This window comes from Roseibium sp. ROS1, assembly GCF_054658215.1.
The window spans coordinates 1,693,000-1,714,756 of sequence record NZ_BAAGIG010000002.1 but is presented as its reverse complement, the minus strand read 5'-3'; the positions used below and the strand labels follow the sequence as shown (position 1 = coordinate 1,714,756).

General features: G+C 57.2%; 23 protein-coding genes. 15 read left to right on the top strand and 8 right to left on the bottom strand.

Annotation, left to right across the window (positions count from 1 at the left end):
• Positions 1-38 precede the first annotated feature (38 nt).
• The 6 genes from ACYQ6M_RS15800 (at position 39) to ACYQ6M_RS15775 (ending at position 4,583) form a co-directional block, all read left to right on the top strand.
• A complete protein-coding gene (locus ACYQ6M_RS15800; protein ID WP_460074596.1) occupies positions 39-674 on the top strand; it encodes a TetR/AcrR family transcriptional regulator in 636 nt (211 codons plus the stop codon).
• On the top strand, positions 671-1,633 hold the full coding sequence (locus ACYQ6M_RS15795) for a VOC family protein (protein ID WP_460074595.1): 963 nt from the start codon (positions 671-673) through the stop codon (positions 1,631-1,633). The genes ACYQ6M_RS15800 and ACYQ6M_RS15795 overlap by 4 nt, the downstream gene beginning before the upstream one ends.
• Before the next feature lie 315 nt (positions 1,634-1,948).
• Positions 1,949-2,395 carry an N-acetyltransferase family protein gene (locus ACYQ6M_RS15790; protein WP_460074594.1) on the top strand — a complete coding sequence of 149 codons (447 nt, stop codon included), beginning with the start codon at positions 1,949-1,951 and terminating at the stop codon, positions 2,393-2,395.
• 13 nt (positions 2,396-2,408) lie between these two features.
• Entirely contained in the window at positions 2,409-2,813 is a 405-nt protein-coding gene (locus ACYQ6M_RS15785; protein ID WP_022998308.1) for an ACT domain-containing protein, read from the top strand.
• A gap of 114 nt (positions 2,814-2,927) precedes the next feature.
• The gene (locus tag ACYQ6M_RS15780; RefSeq protein ID WP_075282967.1) at positions 2,928-3,785 is read left to right on the top strand and encodes an adenylate/guanylate cyclase domain-containing protein; all 858 of its coding nucleotides are present in this window, start codon (positions 2,928-2,930) and stop codon (positions 3,783-3,785) included.
• 183 nt (positions 3,786-3,968) lie between these two features.
• A complete protein-coding gene (locus tag ACYQ6M_RS15775; protein WP_022998310.1) occupies positions 3,969-4,583 on the top strand; it encodes an ATP-dependent Clp protease proteolytic subunit in 615 nt (204 codons plus the stop codon).
• A 67-nt stretch (positions 4,584-4,650) separates the two neighbouring features.
• Here the strand turns inward: ACYQ6M_RS15775 and ACYQ6M_RS15770 are convergent, their stop codons facing one another.
• The 3 genes from ACYQ6M_RS15770 to ACYQ6M_RS15760 form a co-directional block, all read right to left on the bottom strand.
• Entirely contained in the window at positions 4,651-5,055 is a 405-nt protein-coding gene (locus tag ACYQ6M_RS15770) for a globin family protein (protein WP_031268347.1), read from the bottom strand.
• Positions 5,056-5,420: 365 nt separating this feature from the next.
• Positions 5,421-6,383, bottom strand: a complete 963-nt coding sequence (locus ACYQ6M_RS15765) for a GGDEF domain-containing protein (RefSeq protein ID WP_460074645.1) — start codon at positions 6,381-6,383, stop codon at positions 5,421-5,423.
• A gap of 35 nt (positions 6,384-6,418) precedes the next feature.
• On the bottom strand, positions 6,419-6,964 hold the full coding sequence (locus ACYQ6M_RS15760; protein ID WP_447238218.1) for a methanogen output domain 1-containing protein: 546 nt from the start codon (positions 6,962-6,964) through the stop codon (positions 6,419-6,421).
• A gap of 310 nt (positions 6,965-7,274) precedes the next feature.
• Between ACYQ6M_RS15760 and ACYQ6M_RS15755 the strand changes: the two genes are divergently transcribed.
• A complete protein-coding gene (locus ACYQ6M_RS15755; RefSeq protein ID WP_460074593.1) occupies positions 7,275-8,072 on the top strand; it encodes a YdcF family protein in 798 nt (265 codons plus the stop codon).
• Between the two features lie 112 nt (positions 8,073-8,184).
• Positions 8,185-9,432, top strand: coding sequence for an adenylate/guanylate cyclase domain-containing protein (locus ACYQ6M_RS15750; protein WP_209010165.1), 1,248 nt, complete (start codon positions 8,185-8,187; stop codon positions 9,430-9,432).
• Here ACYQ6M_RS15750 and ACYQ6M_RS15745 read toward each other — a convergent pair.
• From ACYQ6M_RS15745 to ACYQ6M_RS15735, 3 genes are all read right to left on the bottom strand, one after another.
• Positions 9,318-10,073 carry a DUF599 domain-containing protein gene (locus ACYQ6M_RS15745; protein ID WP_075282964.1) on the bottom strand — a complete coding sequence of 252 codons (756 nt, stop codon included), beginning with the start codon at positions 10,071-10,073 and terminating at the stop codon, positions 9,318-9,320. The genes ACYQ6M_RS15750 and ACYQ6M_RS15745 overlap by 115 nt on opposite strands.
• Before the next feature lie 519 nt (positions 10,074-10,592).
• The gene (locus tag ACYQ6M_RS15740) at positions 10,593-11,135 is read right to left on the bottom strand and encodes a hypothetical protein (protein WP_152506418.1); all 543 of its coding nucleotides are present in this window, start codon (positions 11,133-11,135) and stop codon (positions 10,593-10,595) included.
• A gap of 113 nt (positions 11,136-11,248) precedes the next feature.
• Positions 11,249-12,133 (bottom strand): SDR family oxidoreductase, encoded by an 885-nt coding sequence (locus tag ACYQ6M_RS15735; protein ID WP_208984181.1) that lies wholly within the window; start codon positions 12,131-12,133, stop codon positions 11,249-11,251.
• Between the two features lie 121 nt (positions 12,134-12,254).
• On the opposite strand from ACYQ6M_RS15735, the gene ACYQ6M_RS15730 reads away from it, so the two are divergent.
• Entirely contained in the window at positions 12,255-12,689 is a 435-nt protein-coding gene (locus ACYQ6M_RS15730; protein ID WP_022998320.1) for a DUF1489 family protein, read from the top strand.
• Positions 12,690-12,699: 10 nt separating this feature from the next.
• Here the strand turns inward: ACYQ6M_RS15730 and ACYQ6M_RS15725 are convergent, their stop codons facing one another.
• The gene (locus tag ACYQ6M_RS15725; protein ID WP_460074590.1) at positions 12,700-13,302 is read right to left on the bottom strand and encodes a TetR/AcrR family transcriptional regulator; all 603 of its coding nucleotides are present in this window, start codon (positions 13,300-13,302) and stop codon (positions 12,700-12,702) included.
• Between the two features lie 131 nt (positions 13,303-13,433).
• On the opposite strand from ACYQ6M_RS15725, the gene ACYQ6M_RS15720 reads away from it, so the two are divergent.
• The 3 genes from ACYQ6M_RS15720 to ACYQ6M_RS15710 all read left to right on the top strand — a co-directional run bounded on the left by ACYQ6M_RS15720 (position 13,434) and on the right by ACYQ6M_RS15710 (position 15,723).
• Positions 13,434-14,024, top strand: coding sequence for a DUF2306 domain-containing protein (locus tag ACYQ6M_RS15720; RefSeq protein WP_460074588.1), 591 nt, complete (start codon positions 13,434-13,436; stop codon positions 14,022-14,024).
• Between the two features lie 139 nt (positions 14,025-14,163).
• Positions 14,164-14,868, top strand: a complete 705-nt coding sequence (locus ACYQ6M_RS15715) for a vWA domain-containing protein (RefSeq protein ID WP_460074644.1) — start codon at positions 14,164-14,166, stop codon at positions 14,866-14,868.
• Positions 14,869-15,015: 147 nt separating this feature from the next.
• Positions 15,016-15,723, top strand: a complete 708-nt coding sequence (locus ACYQ6M_RS15710; protein WP_152506423.1) for a DnaJ domain-containing protein — start codon at positions 15,016-15,018, stop codon at positions 15,721-15,723.
• A 17-nt stretch (positions 15,724-15,740) separates the two neighbouring features.
• Here ACYQ6M_RS15710 and ACYQ6M_RS15705 read toward each other — a convergent pair whose 3' ends face one another.
• Entirely contained in the window at positions 15,741-17,426 is a 1,686-nt protein-coding gene (locus tag ACYQ6M_RS15705; protein WP_075282958.1) for a serine hydrolase, read from the bottom strand.
• Positions 17,427-18,033: 607 nt separating this feature from the next.
• Between ACYQ6M_RS15705 and ACYQ6M_RS15700 the strand changes: the two genes are divergently transcribed.
• From ACYQ6M_RS15700 to clpA, 3 genes are all read left to right on the top strand, one after another.
• Complete coding sequence (locus ACYQ6M_RS15700) at positions 18,034-18,366, top strand: phasin family protein (protein WP_031268356.1); 333 nt, start codon at positions 18,034-18,036, stop codon at positions 18,364-18,366.
• 398 nt (positions 18,367-18,764) lie between these two features.
• Complete coding sequence (clpS, locus tag ACYQ6M_RS15695) at positions 18,765-19,097, top strand: ATP-dependent Clp protease adapter ClpS (RefSeq protein WP_031268357.1); 333 nt, start codon at positions 18,765-18,767, stop codon at positions 19,095-19,097.
• Positions 19,098-19,109: 12 nt separating this feature from the next.
• A complete protein-coding gene (clpA, locus tag ACYQ6M_RS15690) occupies positions 19,110-21,557 on the top strand; it encodes an ATP-dependent Clp protease ATP-binding subunit ClpA (protein WP_460074585.1) in 2,448 nt (815 codons plus the stop codon).
• Positions 21,558-21,757 lie beyond the last annotated feature (200 nt).

Below are 21,757 nucleotides of genomic sequence, written 5' to 3'. Positions count from 1 at the left end.
CGATTGACAACATACCAACTGGTCGGTATGGGTGGTTTATGACAGAGAAACCTCAAAAGACCAAACGGCCGGACGCGCGGATCAAGCTGCTGGATTCGGCACTGCGTGTGATCCGCATGAAGGGCTACACGGCCACCACCGTCGATGATCTGTGCCGGGAGGCGGGCGTGACCAAGGGGGCCTTCTTCCACCACTTTCGTTCGAAGGACGATCTGGCAGTGGCCGCTGCGGATTATTGGTCTGAAACGACCGGGACTCTGTTCGAGAAGGCGGCGTATCACGATCCCGAAGATCCGTTGGACCGGGTTCTCGGCTATCTCGATTTCCGCAAGGCACTGGTGCAGGGCGATGTGCCGGAGTTCACTTGTCTGGTCGGGACCATGGTCCAGGAAGTCTATGACACGAACCCCTCCATCCGCGATGCCTGCAACCGCAGCATAACGGGGCACGCCGCAACGCTGGTTTCCGATATCGCAGAAGCAGCTGAAGCCCGGGGCGTTGAAGTTCCAGGTGGTGCGGAAAGCCTGGCACTTCACACACAGGTCGTGATCCAGGGGGCATTCGTGCTGGCAAAGGCAGGCAATGCGCCGTCGATAGCAACTGACAGCATTGATCATCTGAAACGTTACGTCGAACTGTTGTTCGGCCGGTCTAGAAACGGGAGAGCGCAATGAGTGAAGTCGAAATTCGCAAGGAAGGTCTGACACTGGAACTCAGCCGCGTCATTGCCGCGCCGCGCGAGGCGGTCTGGCAATGCTGGACCAATCCCGAATTATTGAAGCAGTGGTTTTGCCCGAAGCCCTGGTTCGTACCGAAGGCCGATATGGACGTCCGTCCGGGAGGGCGTTTCAATACAGTGATGGCCGGTCCGGAAGGGGAGCTGTTCGAGAACGTCGGAATGTTTCTGGAAGTTGTCGACGGTGAGAAGCTAACGTTCACGGATGCCTATTCGGAAGGATATGTGCCGCGGGAAAACGCGTTCATGACCGGGTATGTGGAACTGGCAGATGTTCCCGGTGTTGGTACGCGCTTCACATGGGGGGCTCGCCACACTTCGGAAGCAGACAGGAACAAGCACCTGGAAATGGGTTTTGAGGAAGGCTGGAAGGCCGCTTCCTCCCAGCTTGATGAGCTTGCTAGGTCGATTGCCATTGAGGGCTTGCAAACAACTCCTGCGTTTTCCGCCAAGGTACGCACTTGCCTGTTCTTCAGTGAGAAGGGCGAAGAAGCCGCCAAATACTATACGTCCCTGTTGCCGGATAGCGTGATGGGCTCGGTCTTCAGGCCGGATCCGAATGGACCTGTGCTTGTTGCCGAGTTCACCCTGGCGGGCTCACCTTTCATGATACTGAACGGCAACCCGGATATGCAGCCAAGTTACCTGACCTCGATTTCCATACTGACGGAAGATCAGGCGGAAACGGACCGGCTTTGGCAGGCGCTCCTTGCCGATGGTGGGGAAGAAGGGCAGTGCGGCTGGTTAAAAGACCGCTACGGTGTTCACTGGCAGATCGTACCGAAGGCGTTGCCTAGGCTGATGCATGCAGGCAATCCGGAACGGGCTGGCCGTGTCAGTGCTGCCCTGATGAAGATGAGGAAGATCGACATTGCCGGGCTGGAATCCGCTGCCTGAATTGGAGCATTCACGCAGCTCGTTGTCTTGATGGCCCAACAAGGCTTGAGCGAAGAATGAAAATCCGAAACGCCGCCTGTGAGCGGCGTTTTGCTTTTGTGGAACAGACACTTTCACCGGGATTGCCGTCCCCGTTCTTTCCGTGCAACTTTGCAATCCGGAGGAGTGGATATGACACATAACGATCCCGTCCACATTCAGCTTGCAACCCCGGAGCGCTGGGCAGATCTGGTGGATCTGTTCGGACCGGAGAGGGGGGCGTCTGGTGGTTGCTGGTGCATGTGGCCGTTCTTGCGGGGCAGAGACTGGAAAGCGATGACCCGTGATGAACGGCGCGATGCATTCCAGCAGAAAGTGGACGGGGGTCCGGCGCCAGGGCTTCTGGCCTATCGCGGCAATCTGGCCGTGGGATGGATCGCACTGGGTCCACGCATGCAGTATCTGCGTTTTCAGCTTGGAAAAACCACCCAGCCGCTGCCGGATGACAGCGAACAAGCGCTGGCGGCGACATATGCCGTCACCTGTTTCTTTATCAGAAACGGACATCGCAAAACCGGGTTGATGTCTGTGTTGCTCGATGCAGGCATCGATCACGCCAAAGCGCAAGGAGCGCATCAACTGGATGCTTGTCCAATGGAATCGGAAAAGCCCCTTCAATGGGGAGAAGGCTTCGTAGGTATAGCAGACGTCTTCCGCAGGGCAGGTTTTGTCGAAATCGCACGCAGAAGCCCTCGGCGGCCGCTGATGCGCAAACTTCTTTGAATGGATTATCCGAATGACCGGTGAAACCGACCTTGCCACCCTGATCTCCCAGATGCGTCCGATGCTGGATCCGGAGCCTTATGTGTTCTGCACCTTCGCTTCGAAATCCATGACGGACCTGGCGGAATACGACCCGATCGGGCTTTTTGCGGAAACGGAGGGCCTGACAGCGATCCTGCCGGTGGAGCGTGCGCGCGAACTGGGTTTGGCCGAGGCCGAATGGTTTCGCCGGATAACCCTGACGGTGCATTCCTCACTTGAAGCCGTGGGGCTGACGGCGTCGATCTCGGCTGCATTGGCCGCTGAGGGTATTTCGGCAAATGTGGTCGCAGCCTATTTTCACGATCATGTTTTTGTGCCCGAAGAGCGCGCCGATGATGCCCTGGCAGCACTGCGCAAACTCGCCGGAGACATCTGACACTACTTTTCTTAGTTGGCCGAACTTCGGGCTGGGTGGCGAATTCGGTGGATTTTCCCTTGCAATTTCCGGTTTGCCTTCCCATTCCTAAGCGGGAGCAAGCGGGGTAAGAGCATGCAACGGGTCAAGCGGCGTCTGGCGGCAGTTATGTGCGCAGACGTTGCGCAATATTCCAAGCTCATGGAGCGGGATGAAGACGGAACGCTGGACCGGCTCAAGGCCTATCGGTTGGTGATGTCTGCGCTGACCGAGCGTCACAATGGACGTATCGTCAACACATGGGGTGATGCTGTCATCATCGAATTCGCCTCGGTGATGGAGGCTGTTCAATGCGCTGTCGACATTCAGAACGAGCTTTCCGTTCGCAATGCGGACTTGCCGGACCTGAACAGGATGGAGTTTCGCATCGGTATCAATCTCGGCGACATCATGGTCGAGGGCGAGGATATCTACGGCGACGGTGTGAATGTTGCTGCCCGATTGCAGGAAATCGCACCGAGGGGCGGGATCATGCTCTCCCAATCGGTCTATGACCAGGTCAAGACCAAGATGGCGCTGGGCTTTGAGCCGCTTGGCCCTCAGCACGTCAAGAACGTTACCGATCCCGTTGAAACCTATTGCGTGCGTATTGGCGGTCGCAATGCGCCGGAGGAAAAAAGGTCCGGGCAGGAGACGAACGGAACTGCGGAGCGACGCCAGACCGAAATTCCAAGACCGGAATGGGAACGAGACACCCAGGCGGTTGCCTCCGGGTTTGAACAGGCGCGCCGTTGGTTGAGGGCTCAGCCAAAGCGGGTGCGAAGCTGCGTTTTCATGATCGGCCTGTTTTTCGTGATCAACCTGCTGACATCTGGCTTGTCCACATTGTGGTTCGTCTGGCCGTCCCTGCCTTTTGCAGCCATGCTGGTTTGGTATCTGCTTGTCGGGCGACAGGAAAAGCGCTTCGGCGAGACGACGGGACCGGGTGATTGAGAGAGGGCAATGTCACGTGTTGCCGATCTGATAACTCTTTTCACGCTAATCAGGGTCTGATGATTTGCGAGTGCAACTGACTTCGCTTACACATGGACCAACGCGGGGCGGCGAAACATTCCGTCAGCCCATCGAAAATGCCGGCCAGGCCGGCCCAACAGCAAAGGGAGCTTAATCCTGCGCATGAAAAACTATTCGACCACGGTGCCTGCACGCCTCGACGATGAAGACGAGGATAAGCCCAAGAGCCAGCCGTCGATCCAGGTCGACAAGCATCTGTTCGAAGCGCGCACAGTTCTGATCACCGGTCCGGTGACACAGGACATGGCCCGCGACGTGTGCGCCCGGCTTCTGGCGCTGGCGCAGGTTTCCAACGACCCGATCACGGTCATTGTTTCGTCTCCGGGCGGTCATGTCGAATCCGGTGACATGATTCACGACACCATCAAGTTCATCGCACCCGAGGTCCGTATCCTCGGCATGGGCTGGGTGGCCAGCGCCGGTGCTCTGATCTACGTGTCGGTTCCCAAGGACAAGCGTTTCTGCACGCCGAACACTCGCTTCCTGCTTCATCAACCGTCCGGTGGTGCCGGCGGCATGGCTACGGATATCGAGATCCAGGCCAAGGAAATCATCAAGATGCGTGATCGACTGAACAAGATCTTCGCGGCGGCGACAGGCCAGCCGATCGAACGGATCGAAAAAGACACCGATCGCGACTACTGGATGAGCCCAGAAGAGGGTATCGACTACGGTCTGGTCGGCAAGATCGTCACAAGTGTGGACGAACTGGGTTGATCCCGACTGACCTGACTGCAAACGTAGAAACGCCGGCAAATGCCGGCGTTTTTTCTATCCGAACCGATCAGAGGCAGATCGGTTCGGGTTCGACGGAATAGACCATTACCGGTGCAACCGGCTTGGGGTTGAGCACATGCGGCCGAAGTCGGGACATGAGCTCACGCAGGTGCTCTTCGTCTCCGGGGGCAGGGGCGCCGTCGAAGATGACTGCGACAAGGTGATCCACGAAGCGTTCGTAGATGTTGTTGCAGGTGCAGATCGGCGCCAGCAGTTCACAGACGGGCTTGCCGTCGTAAAATGGCGCTCCACCGGCAAGGAAGATCAGGAACTCGGTCAGATCGTCCGAGTGTTCGAATTCCGGCAGAAAGCTGGTCACGTCGAAACACGGGTCCTGTTCCAGTCTCGCTTTGAGGCGAGGCATTGCCCGCATGATCGCCTTGCGACCGCCTAGTTTCATATAGAGTGTCATCTGGCTAACCCTCATTGATCCTTCATTACGATGTCGCCAAGATGACTCAGAAAGCGTGCCAGCCCTGTGACTCCGATCACGGATAAACCCTTTGTCAAAATCACCAGTGCCCGCTAATGGCGAATTGGTGCGTTGAAAACAGCCCCAAAGCGGCCGTTTTCAACGGTTTGAGCAGGAAGATGTCGGTAAAATGTGACAGGCGCGTTACAGAACCCGTAAACAGCGGTCAGTCAGGCCCCGCGGAGGCATCGGCGTCCACATTGTTAAAAATAGTGAGGCATCTAAGGAATGCGCGCGGTGGTCGGATCGGCGAAAAGCCTGACCAAATCGAAGCCTGTCAGCAATAGCCAAAGTTCGGATCAATTTCATAAATGCTGCGAATCGATGCGCCCTGACTTCCGGCATTCGCCGGACTTTCCGGTCTCGATGGCCGCTGCCGTCGGGACGGCCTCCCCGGCGATGAGGCGGGCTCTGCCGGTTTCCTTTGCCAAATAAAGATTTCTGTCAGCCCGTTCAAAAAGCGAGGCTGGGGTGTCTTCAGGCCTTTTTTCCGCCAGACCCGCGCTTGCGGTGTAGGCGTATCTCTTGCCGCGCGCGAACATTGGTGTCGCGTTCAACAGATCAAGCATGCGACTGACGACTATCGTTGCTTGCGCCAAATTTGTTTCCGGCAGGATCAGCGCGAATTCTTCACCACCCACACGGCAAACGACATCCGTCTGGCGAAGATGTTCCAGACACCTTTGCGCAAAATGAACGAGGATTTCATCTCCAAGCTGATGGCCATGGGCATCGTTGATCGACTTGAAATGGTCCAGGTCGATCAGGGAGATGCAGAAGTCGTGGTCATAGCGAGCAGATCGATTGTATTCCTTGTCCAGTTCCTGATCGAACCCGCGGCGGTTGGAGATACCGGTAAGCGGATCCGTGAGTGCCAGGTTTTCAAGTTCGGTCCGCTCCTGACCGAAATGCAGGATCTTGTTGTTGAGCGACGAGATGTCGGCATTGAGCGCGGCAAACTTGCTGGAAAGGTTCATGTTCTCATCGAAGCGGACAAGAACGGCGCCATCAATTCCGGTGCCAGGCACAGACAGTCTGTGGCCGAAAGCAACGCTTTCATATCCGGACAGAAGTTTCAGGCGCACCGGAACGGGAGTGGTTGAAGACCTGCACATCGACAGGTAGTCATCCACCTGCGCAGTATCCCTGACCTTATCTGAAAGTTGTTCACCTACGCCAATTCCGGCAAGAGATTTGGCTGCCCTATTTGCGAGAACCACACGGCCATAATCGTCCAGCAGCAGAATAGGCTGGGGCATGGTCTGCACAAGGGCCGATATGATGGCAGTGGACCTGGGCACGGCTATCGAACCCTGTAGAATTCTTTGCCGTTGACGTCGTTCTCTACACTCGGAGCCAGATGGACAACAACACGACAGTCAGTATCACCGCGGGCAATTGACCTGTCGATCTGGACCCTGGCATAGCCATGGCAATCTGCAGCAATTCTTCCGAAGACGTTTGTCGTCATCATGCAGAGGGACGGGCGGTCCTTGACGCGATCTCCGAACGGGCAGCGGGCGTTCTTGAGGATCAAGACCTTGTCGTCTTCATATTCGACACTGAACTGGCCGCCGATCCGTCGTTTCAGGTCAGCCAGGACGTCTGCGAGCAAAGGCCTTGGGATCTGTTCAAGATGCAGGGCAGACTTGTAATCGGAATTGATCTTTTCACCGATGCGGTTGGCTACCAGTGCGATGAACCCCTCCGCCTCGTTCACTCCGACAATTTCCTGCAGTGCTCCGCTGAGCTCTCGAATGATCTGATTGAAGAAGTCGGTTGTCTCCAGAGGGATCTGAGCCTTGGTGATTTCCGGCTGCTGCTGGTCCACTTCAATCGGCAGGCTCATGATCGATCCTCCTAGGGTTGCAATCTAACGTTGGGTGAATTTTCTTTCGAATCAATTAAATCGTTGAAATAAAGAGACAATAATGATGCAACCTGGAGATTTGTGACAATGCGTGGGCGGACGTCTATTTCTCGAATATTGTCGAAATTGTCGATCGGGAGAACGACTGGAAAATCCGAACCAAGACCGTGAAAACCATTTTGGCTCAAAGCTGTCAGGATGTGTGCTCACTTCAGCTTCAAGTCTCAATATTGTCGGTTTCACCGTATCTTTGTCACGCATCGGGCCCGCAACGATTCGGATTTTTCAGATGTATGTTTACCTATCCAAGATCGGCGGATTTATGATCCTGCCATCCAATTTTCTCGTTGTTCTGATGGCTTTGGGATTGGTGCTCAGCCTTACGTCAAAGTGGCGGCGCAGTGGACGGTTTCTGACTTTTGCCGGTTTTCTTGGTTTGGTGGTTTGCGCTTTCTCACCGGCAGCCAACTGGTTGATTGTGCCCCTTGAGGACCGTTTTCAGCGTCCCGGCACTTTGGAGAATTATGACGGGATCATCGTTCTGGGTGGTGCCGTGGACACGGTGGTGACCGGCGTGCGGGGCGACACCGCCCTGACAATGTCCGCCGAGCGCATCACCATCACTGCGCGGCTGGCCAAAGCGCTGCCGGAGGCGAAGATCATCCACACCGGTGGGCAGGGCATGATCGTGTCGGACCAGGCAACAGAAGCCGAAGGGGCTGCGCGACTGTTTCGAGACTTCGGCATCTCTTCCGATCGCGTCATTCTGGAAGACAAGTCCCAGAACACCTGGCAAAACGCAGTCTACGCAAAGGATATTGTGCAACCACAGCCCGGACAGCAGTGGCTTCTCGTCACTTCGGCCTATCACATGCCGCGCGCCATGGGAGTGTTCGAAAAGGCCGGTTGGACCGGGGTGACGGCTTATCCGGTGGACTATCGCACGCGTGGACCGCAGGACAAGTCGCTCGGCTTCGACGGTGCTTCAAAAGGCCTGCGGCGCTTTGATATCGCCTACCGGGAATGGGTTGGTCTGGCTGTCTACTGGATGCTTGGCAGGAGCACGGAATTCTTCCCTGGTCCATGAATTTGCAAAACCCTTTCGACAGTCAGCGACTTTTGAAATCGAACCTCTTTTACTGTGCGGAGCGTGTTCCCATATACTGGGCTCAATCAGGGATTTGAAAGGACGTGGGCTGATGGTCCTCGAAGCGCCGATCGTTGCGGCAGACGTCGTACAATGGCTCTACAGCGATGCGCCCCAATTGAAGGGGACGCTGGAAATCGTCACTGAGATGGCGAAACGTCTGCGCGCCGGAAAAGTTCCGGTCGATCGTGTCACCACGGGGATCTGGGTGGTGCATCCGAACGTGCGCGCGGAAAGCTCGATCTGGGTCAACGGCCAGACACCGGAATTGCGCCTTCACACTGCGGAGAACAAATCGCAGGACGAATACCAGAAAAGTCCGATCAAGCGCGTGCATGAAACGCAGAAGGCCGTTCGTGTGGAAATCGGCAAGAAGCCGGCTGTCGCCGACGAATTTCCGATTACCGCAGAGCTGCGCCAGGAAGGCTATACCGACTATATCGCACTACCCATGCGGTTCTCCGACGGTTCGGTGAAAGTTGCGAGTTTCGCCACCAAGACACCAGGCGGGTTTTCAGGGTCGCATATCGGCGTTTTTGAATCGCTGATCCAGCCGCTTGCCCTCGTTTGTGAATTAAAAACACTGCGCCGCACCGCAGAAACCGTTCTGGACACCTATGTCGGCCCGCGGGCGGGTTCGAAGGTTCTGGACGGCACCACGCGGCGTGGAGAAGGCGAGTGGATCAAGGCGGTTGTCAGCTTCGCCGACATCCGTGGGTTCACGCGTCTTTCCAACACACTTCCGGCGGACAAGATCGTATTGTTTCTGAACAAGTATTTCGGAGCGATGACAGCAGCTGTCGAAGCCCACGGTGGCGAGGTGCTGAAGTTCATTGGCGATGAAGTGATGGCGATCTTTCCGTATGAAACCGAAGAGGAAGCCAGGGACGCCTCGGTGCGTGCGCTGATGGCAGCACGTGAAACGCTGACGCGGATCGAGGCGATCAACACGGCCCGAACCTGTTCGGTCACACCTGACCTGAGCGTTGGAATTGCCCTTCACGCGGGCGATGTCTTCTACGGCAATGTCGGCAGCGAAACGCGGCTGGACTTCACGGTCGTCGGCCCAGTGGTCAATCTTGCGGCCCGTATTGCAGAGCTTGCAAAGGACCTGCAGCGCCAGCTTCTGGTCTCGGATGCCCTGGCCGATATCATGGGGTGCCGGTCGGGCCTTTTCGGCCGTTATCAGGTGAAGGGGTTTGATGAACCCGTATCGGTGTATTCGCCGGATTTGTCCGCGGATCCCAAGTTCGGATATTGCCCCAAGAGTACAGCTGCTCTGGCCTTGGAAACGAACTGACGACGTAGCAGGACCAGGAGAACGGCGAGGGTGGTTGCGGCAAATACATAAGGCCCGGCGAACCACCCAAGGAAGCCGATCGAAAAGAACAGCGCTCGCTGGCCGCGATTGAAATGGCGGCCGGCGAGAACGCCCAGCTCCCCCGCCTGCGCAGCCATTTTCGCGATCACTTCGTCAGGTGCCTGACCTTGTTGCGGGACTGCGCCCATGACGATGCTGGCATAATTGAAGAGCCGGTACGCCCAGCCGAATTTGAAAAATCCATAGGCAAAGATCAGCATCAGGGCGAGCACCTTGATTTCCCAGAGCGCGCGGCTGTCGGCCACCGGGATGGACAGGTCACCAGCGACCTGAACGATGCGTTCCGTTGCATCCAGCAGCGCAAAACCGCCGCCGATCGCCAGTAGGGACGTTGACGCGAAGAAGGCGGTGCCTTGTTGCAGACCGGACATGATAGACGTGTCCATGATGCGGACTTCCCGCAGGCTCATGGCACGCATCCAGCCGCGTCTGTAGGTTTCCATGGCGCTGGACAATGTCTTTTTACGCAGCGGACTGACATCGATCAGCAAATTGAAACCGAGCCAGGCAAACAGAAACCAGGCGGCTGCTGCCAGGTCCATATTCGAGAGCGCGTGCATCCTGATCCCTTTTGATTCTCCGGTGGCCGAATCCGGTCATGGTCTGTCTTACCAGACTTTTTCCTGGTCCCTAACAGGCAGCACCGAGAGGACTAAGTGGCTGAATTTCCTGATGCGAAACGAGGAATGCAAAAATGCGGGATCTGCTGCTCTTTTTTTGCGCTTGCGAAATGGTAATGGATCGTTTACCTCCTCGCCTCAATGGCGCCATATTTGAGGTCGGTGGGACCCGGCGCCGCACAACAATATGTAGGGTTTTTATGGACGAAAACGTGCAGAAATCTTGTTGGAGCGTCACTCTCTGGACTGTCGCTGCAGTGGGCCTCGCATTGACGATGGTACTTCTGTTCAACGATGTTGAAAGTGCACAACAAGCCGTCGCCGCCGCCAAATAAGCCAGCGGGACGCAAGGAAAACAAAGGCGCAGCGTGAGGCTGCGCCTTTTGTCGTTTTAGGGGACATTTTATGCGAGCTCGGTATTCTCCGAGCTGAGAAGGCGTCGCTCGAACTTCGGGCGTGTCAGTTTCCGGCAGAACTGGTTGAGAACGAAATCTCGGGTCTGTCCGACGGCCCGTAGGACTGCCTGAATTCCATTTGCCGCACCACTGTCCTGTTGCCGGGATGGCTGATGAGGAATGCGGTATAGGCTCTTTCACCCAGAGGCAGCAGTACAAGTTGTACGGTGCCGGATCCTGGCCAGTCCAGTTCCGCGCCCCAGGCCGGAACATCTTCCGGATTGTCTTTCCCGAACAATGCCTGAATGTCGATGTCATGAAGCAGGGACGTTCCGTTGGCGTCCCACGTCAGCGCGGCCAGGCCTTGTTCCAGCGGAAACAGGCTGAGTTTGGCGCCGTTGATCTCGACATCAAGACGGTTGGTGGCATCCCTTTCGATCAGGGCCGTGCCTTCGTTCATGTCGGTTGCCAGCGCGATGCGTTCCCCGTTGCTTTGAACAAACCCTTCTGTGTTCACCACCTTGAATATGCCAACGGGGATGCTTTCCGCCTGAAGTGGCAAAACGGAAACGAGAAAGACCAGCAACGATGTGAGTGTACGTAACACGCCCGGACCCTGTATTGAGCTTTTGTCCGGATCATACACCTTCAAAACTTTAGAAAGTCTTTGTCCAATACCGGACTCGGTGCGCTAAGCTGCTCGAAACTCAAGGTTATCGTCTATTTTGACAGGGATACCACGAGGTCCTCTATTGTCGAATGTTCCGGTTGCCAGCCAGTTGCCCTTTGGGCATGGCTGACGTCGACGGACTGCGACAAGGCAAAACCGGCGGCCCAGTCGGTAAGCGGTTCGGTTGCCTCAGGGGCCGGAACTGTCATGATTTCCAGCGGCAGTCCGTGGCGGGCTGAAATGTGAGATGCCAGATGACCGACCGAGATGCCGGGAATGCAGCTCGCGATCAGGGACATCCGGAACCGTGCGTTCTTGAGGGCAAGAGCATAAAGCGCGGCAAGGTCGTTGATTTCAACAAGCGCCCATTTGGTTTGCGACGTCGCGCGGGTTTCAAACGGCCTGCCTTCCTTTAGGGCGGCCGTCATCTCGGCAATGGGACCGGTCGTCTGGCCGCAGGCGAGGGCCGGATGAATGACCGTCAGATTGAGATCCGTTCCGTGTGACAGGGTCCTGATCGTCTCGGTCATGAAGCGAAACGCGGGTAAGGGCGCGAACTGGGTCTTCTCGGTCAGCAGGCTGTCGCCTGTCGTTGCGGGAAAGAGCCAGATGCCTCCAGTGTAAATAATCTTGAGCGGCTGCTTGCGGTGCCTTGATGCCTGCTTCAACGCAAGCATGCTCTGGCGGTCAACACGGCCCATGTCTTCGGAAAAAGTTGCACCAAGATGGATGACGGCATCGCATGAGGCCGCCCGTGATACCCAGCTTTCCGGTGCTCGCAGGTCGCCCGGGTAGGCGCTTGCACCGAACGCACGCAGCTTTGCCGAGGACGCGTCAGAGCGGGCCAGACCGATTACCCTGGCACCATCCTGAACCAGCCGCTTTACCACGGCAGAACCGATCTCGCCGGTTCCACCCGTTACAAATACTTCCATGGGCAAAGAGAACCCCGTTCTTGCCATCGGCGCAAGCTGAAGCTGCCTGTGAAATTGGACAATCCACCGCCGTTTCTCGCCACAATCTTGACCTTGGCGGGAAGCCTGATACGTCAGAAGCATGACCTTGCATCTGGTAAAACTGTGCGTCGGCGCGGACAGCGTCGAATCTCTTCAGGCCTGGATCGATTTTCGTATGGAGAACGCCCGCAAATCGGGACTTCCGGCGGAAACGATCCATACGACGCGCATGGTGCCAACCCGCAAGGACGAGCTTCTGGACGGTGGTTCTCTCTATTGGGTGATCAAGGGCAAGATCCAGGTGCGTCAGCACCTGATCGACATCAGGCCGTTTACGGATCAGGCGGGCGTCAAACGCTGCGACCTGGTGATGGAGCCGAGACTGATCCTGACGCAGTACCAGCCCAAGCGGCCGTTTCAGGGCTGGCGATATCTGAAGGTGCAGGACGCGCCGGCGGATCTGAAGGCTGGTGGTGCGGCACACGCCATGCCGGAGGACATGCGGCGGGATCTTACGGAACTCTGCCTGCTTTGATCCGCTGATATCAGCCTGGATCCGGCAGGGCCTTCTGAAGATGCGTGACCAGTGTGCCGAGTTCCGGCCAGCCGCGCCCGAGGCCCGGGTTCTCCTTCTTTCGTGTCATGGCAAGATGGGCATAGCCATGCACCAGCGACCACACGAGTATCTCGATTTCTTCCGGATCGGTCCCTTCAGGGATCAGCGGTGCGCATGTTTCGCGCAGGATGGCGTAGGCCCTTGAGGCGTGCACCGCGAATTCCTCGTCATCCTCATTGAACTTCTGTCCCGAAAAAATGAACAGGAACAGCTCCGGGTGGCCGGTGGCGAAATCCAGGTACCCCTGACAGATCGCGCGCAGTCTTTCTGTTGCCGGAGGAGGAGACGCATCGAGGCGTTGTTCCATCGCCTGGCAAAACAGGGCGAAGCCGCGCCCTGCAATCGCCGTCGACAAACCTGTGATGTTCTTGAAGTGATAACCGGGCGCAGCGTGTGACACACCCGCCTTGGCAGCGCATTCACGCAACGAGAGCTTGTCCGGACCACGTTCTCGCAAAAGCGCCACACCTGCATCAACCAGGGCTTTTCGAAGACTGCCGTCTCTTTTGCGACGAGGAGGAGGAACTGTCATGTGGTCTTCATCGGTCATTCGCTTGACAGTGTCAAGTTTCGCTCTATCTTGACACTGTCAAGTTATGTTGGAGGGTCGGTATGTCGATGGTTTCTAGGTTTGCAGCAAACGTCGCTTTTTGGACGGCAGCCGTGAGCGCCGCTCTGGTCGCCGTGGCTTCATTGAGGTTTTTGGCGCTGGGGGTATCCGCTTCTATGGAATTCGTGGCGCATAACCTCGACGGAAATGCGCTGATGCTTTACGCCCATATCGGTGTTGCACCGATCGCACTTGCGTTGATGCCGTTTCAATTCATGACAAGGCTGCGAGCCAGCAGGCCGAAACTGCATCGCTGGCTGGGGCGAGGGTATGTCGTGTCGATCCTGATCTCGGGGATTGCAGGACTTCAGCTGGCCTTTCACACGACTGCAGGGACCTTCGCTGCAACAGGCTTTGCGGTTCTCGCAGTCTTGTGGCTGGCGACGACCGGCATCGCGTTCGCCTTTGCCTTGAGGCGGCAATTCCCGCGTCACCGGGCCTGGATGCTGCGTTCGGCGGCTCTTACATTTGCTGCCGTAACATTGCGGGTCTATCTGGGGAGCAGTATGGCGGCGGGGGTCGATTTTGATGTCGCCTATCCACTTATCGCCTGGCTGTGCTGGGTGCCTAACGTGCTCGTCATGGAGGCATACCTGCAGATGGCTCGGCCCGGAAGGACACGCCTGATTTCAGCGACGGCGTAAGAACATGATCGGCTGCGCCATGTCGCATCCGACGGCTTGAGACTTGCCAAAACGGCTGCCCCGACCCAAGTTGAGTGTCACCAACTGGCAGAAGGAGGCGGCCGTGAACGTCAAGACCGGCAAAGGCACGGTAGACCCTATGGTCAGGCAGGACGCCCGCGTGCCTTCAGCCGAATCCGATGTTGCTGCCTTTCTTCAGAAGGCCAAGGAAATTGCACCGCAACCGGGCAGCGGCGGGCGGTTGGTGTTTGCCCTGGACGCTACCATGAGCCGTCAACCGACCTGGGACCAGGCCTGTCAGATCCAGGCGGAGATGTTTCAGGAAGCCGGCAAGATTTCAGGCCTCAGCATCAAGCTTGTCTATTTTCGCGGTTTCGGTGAATGCCGGGCGTCCCGCTGGTTTTCCAGCGGCACTGAGCTTGCCCAGGCCATGAGCCGGATTTCCTGTCAGGGTGGGCGTACCCAGATCCGAAAGGTCCTCTCGGCTGCCTTGTCCGCTGCCGATACCGAGAAAATTGCGGCACTGGTCTATGTCGGCGATTGCATGGAGGAGGACGTGGATGCCCTGTGTGACAAGGCTGGTCAGCTGGGCATGCTTGGTGTGCCGATGTTCCTGTTTCAGGAGGGGCGTGACGGCGTCGCTGAGCGCGCGTTTCGCGAGATGGCCAGACTGACCAACGGCGCCTTTTGCCGGTTTGATTCCGGGTCTGCCCAGCAACTGGCCGATCTTTTGAAAGCGGTTGCCGTTTTCGCCAGCGGAGGCCGGACGGCACTCCAGCAGCTGGAAAAGCAAGGCGGCAAGGGCGCAACGCTTCTGCTGCAGCAGCTACCATCGGCCCGCTAGAGCCCGGAAAGCGCCGGGCTCGCACTTCCTTGCTGTAGCCGGTGCCGGAGGTTTACATACTCGGCAACTTTCGACACGTGACTGGAGTAGGGCCGGGGCATCCCAATGTGATGGTCCCGGGCCGGCGAACGGGGAACCAACCGCCACATGATTTATTTGATTATCGGCTTGATACTGCTGACCGCCCTGTTGACGCTCGGCAACAAGTTCGTGAACGCCAATCCCGCAAATCTGGCCAGAGGACTGCGTCTCTTCGGAGGAGCGTTTCTGATGGTGTTGGCGCTTGTCTTTGCGCTGACGGGCCGGTTCGTGTTTGCCATCCCGTTGTTCGGGCTTGGCTTGTCGGTGCTGGGGATGTCCGGGCTGAACTGGCTCTCGTCAGGCTACAAACCTCAGAAAACCTCCGGACAACGTTCCCGTGTGCGGACCGCTATGGTGGAGATGGAACTCGATCACGATACCGGTCACATGACCGGGACCGTGCTGGCAGGCACCTATCAGGGGCGCGAGCTGGATCAGTTGACCGAAACGGACCTGGAAGCCTTTTGGCAGGAGACGGCCCAGGACGGTCAGAGCCAGAAGCTAGTCGAAGCTTATCTCGACCGCAGGCTTGCCGGTTGGCGTGAACACTTCCAGGCGAATGGAGCAGAGCGGCAGGGAAGCGCGGCGAGCTCTGGCCCCATGACAGATGAGGAGGCCTACCAGATCCTGGGGCTTACGCCCGATGCCGGGGACGCGGAAATTAGAGCCGCGCACCGCAGGCTTATGATGCGGGTCCATCCCGACCAGGGAGGCTCCGGTTTCCTCGCGGCGAAAATCAACGAGGCTAAAGACACGCTTCTCAGAAGACATTGACGGCATCCGTTACGCGGTTACTGGTAGATGGCGAAGCAAGCGTATTTTGCCTTTTTCAAGCTTTTGCAGGCATTCCACGCAGCTGTTTTGGTGTCGAAGCCGACGAAGCGGGCCCGGTAGAGGGTCTGTCCGTTGGTGTCGACGGGTTCGGTGTAAGGGACCCGGCCACGAAGGGCGGATCCGGTCTTGGCCTTGGCGTTCTTCAACATCGTGATGGCCTGGCCTTCGGATTCTGTTGCGGCGATCTGGACCTGCCAGCCCGGCTCGACATCGCGGGTGTCGCTGGTTGCAACCGTAACGCTGTCGTCGTCGCTGCTGTTGTCGGCAGCGGTGGTTTCAGGCGCTGCAACCGTTTCAACCGGCGTCGTGTTGACCGCGATCGTCTGAACGGAGACCGTCTTGACCGACTGCGCGGAGCCGACAGCGCGCTGGCTGTTGTCCGACTTCACGACTTCTGCTCTTGCAGCTTCGATCAGGGCAGTCCGGGAAATCGAATTGGTGTTAAGCGGCTCATCCGGGCTTGAAGGCGGGATCGGCGGCAAAGCTGTTGCGACTGCAAACGTGCTGTCAAAGCGTTGCTTGACCAGTTTCGGCGGTAGCGGAACGTCGTTGCCAAAGCCTGGAACCGGAGCAGGGGCCTGGGCCGAAGCCATGACTGGCGCATTGGACGCAGTCACGGGAAGGGGGGCCGGAGCCGGTGTCGGAATGGCGCCTGGGTTGGACGGTGCGGTGAATGCCAGCACCATGGGCTCACCCGTTGCAGGCACAGGTTCGCTTCCCGGCTTGCTGTTCGGAAGAGGCGGATTCTTCAGCGCAATTGCCACGAAAGTCGGTTCAGACGTGTTCTGAACGATCAGCGGGGCCGTTTTCGGGCCGCGGCTTGCCTTGGGCAAATAGGAGTTGATGAGCTTTGTCATCTGCGCGTTGCGTGACGCGCCGGTCTTTCCACCCATCACGACGGCCACAATCTGCCGACCGTCCCGGTTCACAGATGTCACCAGGTTGAAGCCGGATGCCCGGATGTAACCGGTCTTGATGCCGTCTACGCCCTTTACGCGGCCCAGCAGCTTGTTGTGGTTGCCATAGGTGCGTCCGTTGTACTTGTAGGCACGGGTTTTGAAGTAGCCGTAGTACTGCGGGAACCGTTCCTGAATCGCGCGCCCAAGCGTCGCCATGTCGCGGGCCGTCGTACGCTGCCCGCTGTCGGGCAGGCCGTGCGGGTTGCGGAAAGTGGTCTTCGACATGCCGATCTGGCGCGCCGTACGGGTCATGCGCTCGGCGAATTTCTTTTCAGAGCCACCCAGGTTTTCAGCGATCACGGATGCGACGTCGTTCGCGGACTTGGTAACAAGTGCGAGGATGGCGTCCTTGACCTTGATCGTGCCGCCGGGCTTGAGGCCCAGCTTAGAGGGCGGACGTGCGGAAGCGTAGCTGGAAACGCTCAGGTTGGAGTCCAGCGACAGTCGCCCGGCTTCCAGTTCCTCGAACACAAGATAAAGCGTCATGATCTTGGTGAGCGATGCCGGGTACCGGTAGGCGTCAGCCGAAGAGGAGTAAAGTGTCTTGCCGGTTTTTGCATCAACGACGATCCCCGCATATTTCGGGTTGGCCATCGCCGTTGCCGGGACCCCCAGGAGCACCAGGCCGAGGGTCAAGATCTTAGCGGTGCGGGCGAGAGCCCGTCCTTTGCGAAAAATACGCATCCCAAACACAATTACTATCCCATTCTGGGTCACGTGGTTCGTATCTGGAGCGGCACGGTTCGGATCTTAACCCCCTGCGATTCAAAGCCGCGGCCCCGTCGTTCTCCATGTCATTTGATGGAATCACGGTTACGAATGAGTAAATGAATGATCGAAAAAGCACTTAAAAAAATAGTTTTTTGTTAGAGTTAATTGTTGGTTAAGGTTGTGTTTTACGTACTTGATAAGAATTGTTTAGATCTAAATCTTATTCCCATTTGTTTTATTGGTTAAGCGTTCGTTTATTTTCGGTGTCTGTTGTTCCGAAGTTGGTCAAATTCAATAATCTGACTGAAATCTTGCTGAGGCTCTGTTGTTTCCTGCTTCCGGTTGCTGGTGCCGATCTCGATCAGGGGCGTCTGTTTTCAGAGGGAAGTCTGACAGCTTACGCCGTGGAAGGATTGTCAATTTCGCGTAATGGTTGTTTTTGCAATGCAAAATCGCCTTGACACTTATTGTGCAGTGCATTACGACAAAATCCCGTTAGGTAACGCGATACGCGCGCCGGGCCGCCCCATAAGGCCGATGCTTGGGATTGGAAACCGGTTCGCCGGAAAAGGGCAGAAAAATGATGAACAACTTTGATGAAATGCAGAAGATGAGCAAAGACAACATGGATATGGCCATGGCGTCTTTCGGCTCCGTCAGCAAGGGTTTCCAGGCCATCGCCGCTGAAATGGCCGACTACCAGAAAAAGTCCTTCGAGGAAGGTTCCGCAGCTGTTGAGAAGCTCGTTTCCTCCAAGTCCCTCGACAAGGCATTTGAAGCGCAGGCCGACTACGTCAAAACCGCTTACGAAGGTTTTGTTGGCGAGATGACAAAGATCGGTGAAATGGTCACCGACATGTCCAAGGATGCCTACAAGCCTTACGAAGGTGTGATGGGCAAGCTTGCGAAATAAGTTTTCCTTTTAGCCGTCGCAGGACGGCTTGAAGTTTCAAACCCGGCTCCGACGAGCCGGGTTTTTTCGTATATGCACAGATTTACAGGCTTGCCGCGGTTCATCCTGCCATTTGCGGCCGGATTTCGAAATGCGTTCTCTTGCCACCTTTTAATCATTAACGGGCAACCTACATTCCTCTTGACCGACAGCGCAGGGACTACAAATGCGCTGTTGACCTTTATGTTGATGAAATCGACCATTGCGCGAGCGCGGCTTGCGCGGCAGGATTATCACTGAGAATGCGTATTCGCGGCGCAGTCCGTGCTGCGGAAAGCTCTGGACCAGCTGCGCAGGGCAGTGTGTTCAGGATTCGAAATTTGGTGATGGCCGGAGTGATAGAGGCAAAAGAAACGGCAATGTCGGCGGGCTCTGATTATGACAATGACGGTGGCGACGCCGGAACGGTTACAGTCACCCGTACCAAAACAGTAACCAAGCGGCCAAATCTCTATCGAGTGCTGCTGTTGAACGATGACTACACTCCGATGGAGTTCGTCATTCACGTTGTGGAGAACTTCTTCCAAAAAAACCGCGAAGAGGCGACCCGCATTATGCTGCATGTTCACCATCACGGCGTCGGGGAATGCGGGATTTATTCCTACGAGGTCGCGGAGACGAAAGTCACCCAGGTGATGGATTTCGCGCGCAAGCATCAGCATCCGTTGCAATGCGTCATGGAAAAAAAGTGAGGACAAACGCACGTGCCTTCCTTCTCACGCAGTCTTGAAAAAGCACTTCACCAGGCTCTGGCCTTCGCCAACGAGCGACAGCAGGAGTATGCAACGCTGGAGCATCTTCTGCTGGCGTTGCTGGACGACCAGGACGCGGCTGCGGTCATGCGGGCTTGCAACGTGGATCTGGAAACGATCCGCCGCAATCTGGTTGAATATATCGAAACCGAGCTGGACAACCTTGTCACGGACAGTGACGAGGACTCCAAGCCGACCGCTGGCTTCCAGCGCGTGATTCAGCGGGCGGTCATCCACGTCCAGTCGTCCGGCCGGGAAGAGGTGACCGGCGCCAACGTGCTTGTTGCAATCTTTGCCGAGCGCGAAAGCCATGCGGCCTACTTCCTGCAGGATCAGGACATGACCCGTTACGACGCGGTCAATTATATCTCGCACGGCATTGCCAAGCGTCCCGGCATGTCCGAGGCCCGTCCAGTCGAAGGGGCGGATGAAGAAGATGTGATGCCCGGAGCTGAAACCGAGAAGAAGTCCAGTCAGAAGACGGACGCTCTTGAAGCTTACTGTGTCAATCTCAACACCAAGGCCACCAACGGCAAGATTGATCCGCTGATTGGGCGCGACAGCGAAATTTCGCGCACGATCCAGATCCTGTGCCGCAGGTCGAAGAACAATCCGCTCTTCGTCGGCGACCCGGGTGTCGGCAAGACCGCCATTGCGGAAGGGCTGGCGCATCGCATCGTCAATGGCGATGTGCCGGATGTCCTGAAGGATGCCACCATCTTCTCGCTCGATATGGGTTCGCTGCTGGCGGGTACCCGCTATCGCGGCGATTTCGAGGAGCGGCTGAAGCAGGTGGTCAAGGAGATCGAGGACTACCCGGGTGCGGTGATGTTCATCGACGAGATCCATACGGTGATCGGCGCCGGTGCAACCTCTGGCGGGGCGATGGATGCGTCCAACCTCCTGAAACCCGCGCTTGCTTCCGGAGCGATCCGCTGCATCGGTTCGACCACCTACAAGGAATATCGCCAGTTCTTCGAAAAGGACCGGGCGCTGGTTCGCCGCTTCCAGAAGATCGACGTCAACGAGCCGTCGATCCCGGACGCGATCGATATCCTGAAGGGGCTGAAGCCTTACTTCGAGGACTTCCACAAGGTCCGTTACACCAACGATGCCATCAAGGTGGCTGTGGAGCTGTCGGCCAAATATATTTCCGACCGCAAGCTGCCGGACAAGGCGATCGACGTGCTGGATGAAACCGGTGCCTCGCAGATGCTTGTTCCCGAAGCCCGCCGCCGCAAGACCATTGGCGTGAAGGAAATCGAGAACACGATTGCCACCATGGCCAGGATCCCGCCGAAGTCCGTTTCCAAGGACGATGCGGAGATTCTGGAGAACCTCGGCAAGGATCTGAAACGAGTTGTCTACGGACAGGATGAAGCTATCGGGACGTTGGCCTCTGCCATCAAGCTGGCGCGTGCCGGTCTGCGTGAGCCTGACAAGCCGATCGGCAGCTATCTGTTCTCCGGCCCGACAGGGGTCGGCAAGACGGAAGTCGCTCGGCAGCTGGCATCTTCGCTGGGTGTTGAACTGATCCGGTTCGACATGTCCGAATACATGGAGCGGCACACCGTGTCGCGCCTGATCGGTGCACCTCCGGGATATGTCGGCTTCGACCAGGGTGGTCTCTTGACCGACGGCGTCGACCAGCATCCGCACTGCGTGCTGCTGCTGGACGAGATCGAAAAGGCCCATCCGGACCTGTTCAATATCCTGTTGCAGGTGATGGACCATGGCAAGCTGACCGACCATAACGGCAAGCAGGTCGATTTCCGCAATGTCATCCTGATCATGACCACCAACGCCGGTGCCGCGGACATGGCCAAGATGCCGGTTGGCTTCAATCGCATGAAGCGGGAAGGCGACGACGCCGAAGCGATCAACAAGCTGTTCACGCCGGAGTTCCGCAACCGTCTCGATGCGATCATTCCGTTCGGCAATCTGCCGATGGAAGTCGTCTACAAGGTGGTCGAGAAGTTCGTCATGCAGCTGGAAGTCCAGCTGGCTGACCGCGGCGTGACCTTCGAACTGACGGAAGATGCCGTCAAGTGGCTTGCCGACAAGGGCTATGACAGCCAGATGGGGGCTCGCCCGCTTGGGCGGATTATCCAGGAGCACATCAAGCGGCCTCTGGCCGACGAGGTGCTGTTCGGCAAGTTGAAGAAAGGCGGAATGGTCAAGGTCACCGTGTCCGAGGACGGCAGGGGTCTGCTTCTGGAAAGCATTGAGGAGCGTGCGACACCGCCAAAAGCCAAGGCCAAGACCGAAACCAAGGCAAAGCCCAAGCGCCGGCGCAAGCCTGCTGCCAAGGCAGCGGCCGCCAAGGATACGAAGCCGCCTGCAGGCAAGAGCGGTCCGGCCAAGAAAAGCCTTGTGCCCAAGGTACCGCTGGCCGACTGAGGCCCTGCACAATCAGATAGGAAAGGCCCCGAAGAGATTCGGGGCCTTTTTGTTTTTCGCATGCACAGACGACGCGCAATGCGCGAAACGGGCCGGGTTGGAACACGCCCTGGGCCTGTTCTCATTCATGTTTGGAATTGAAACCATTCAGGAAAATCATTTGCCGCCACCGGGCTGCTTGCCTAGCTATGAAGCAGACA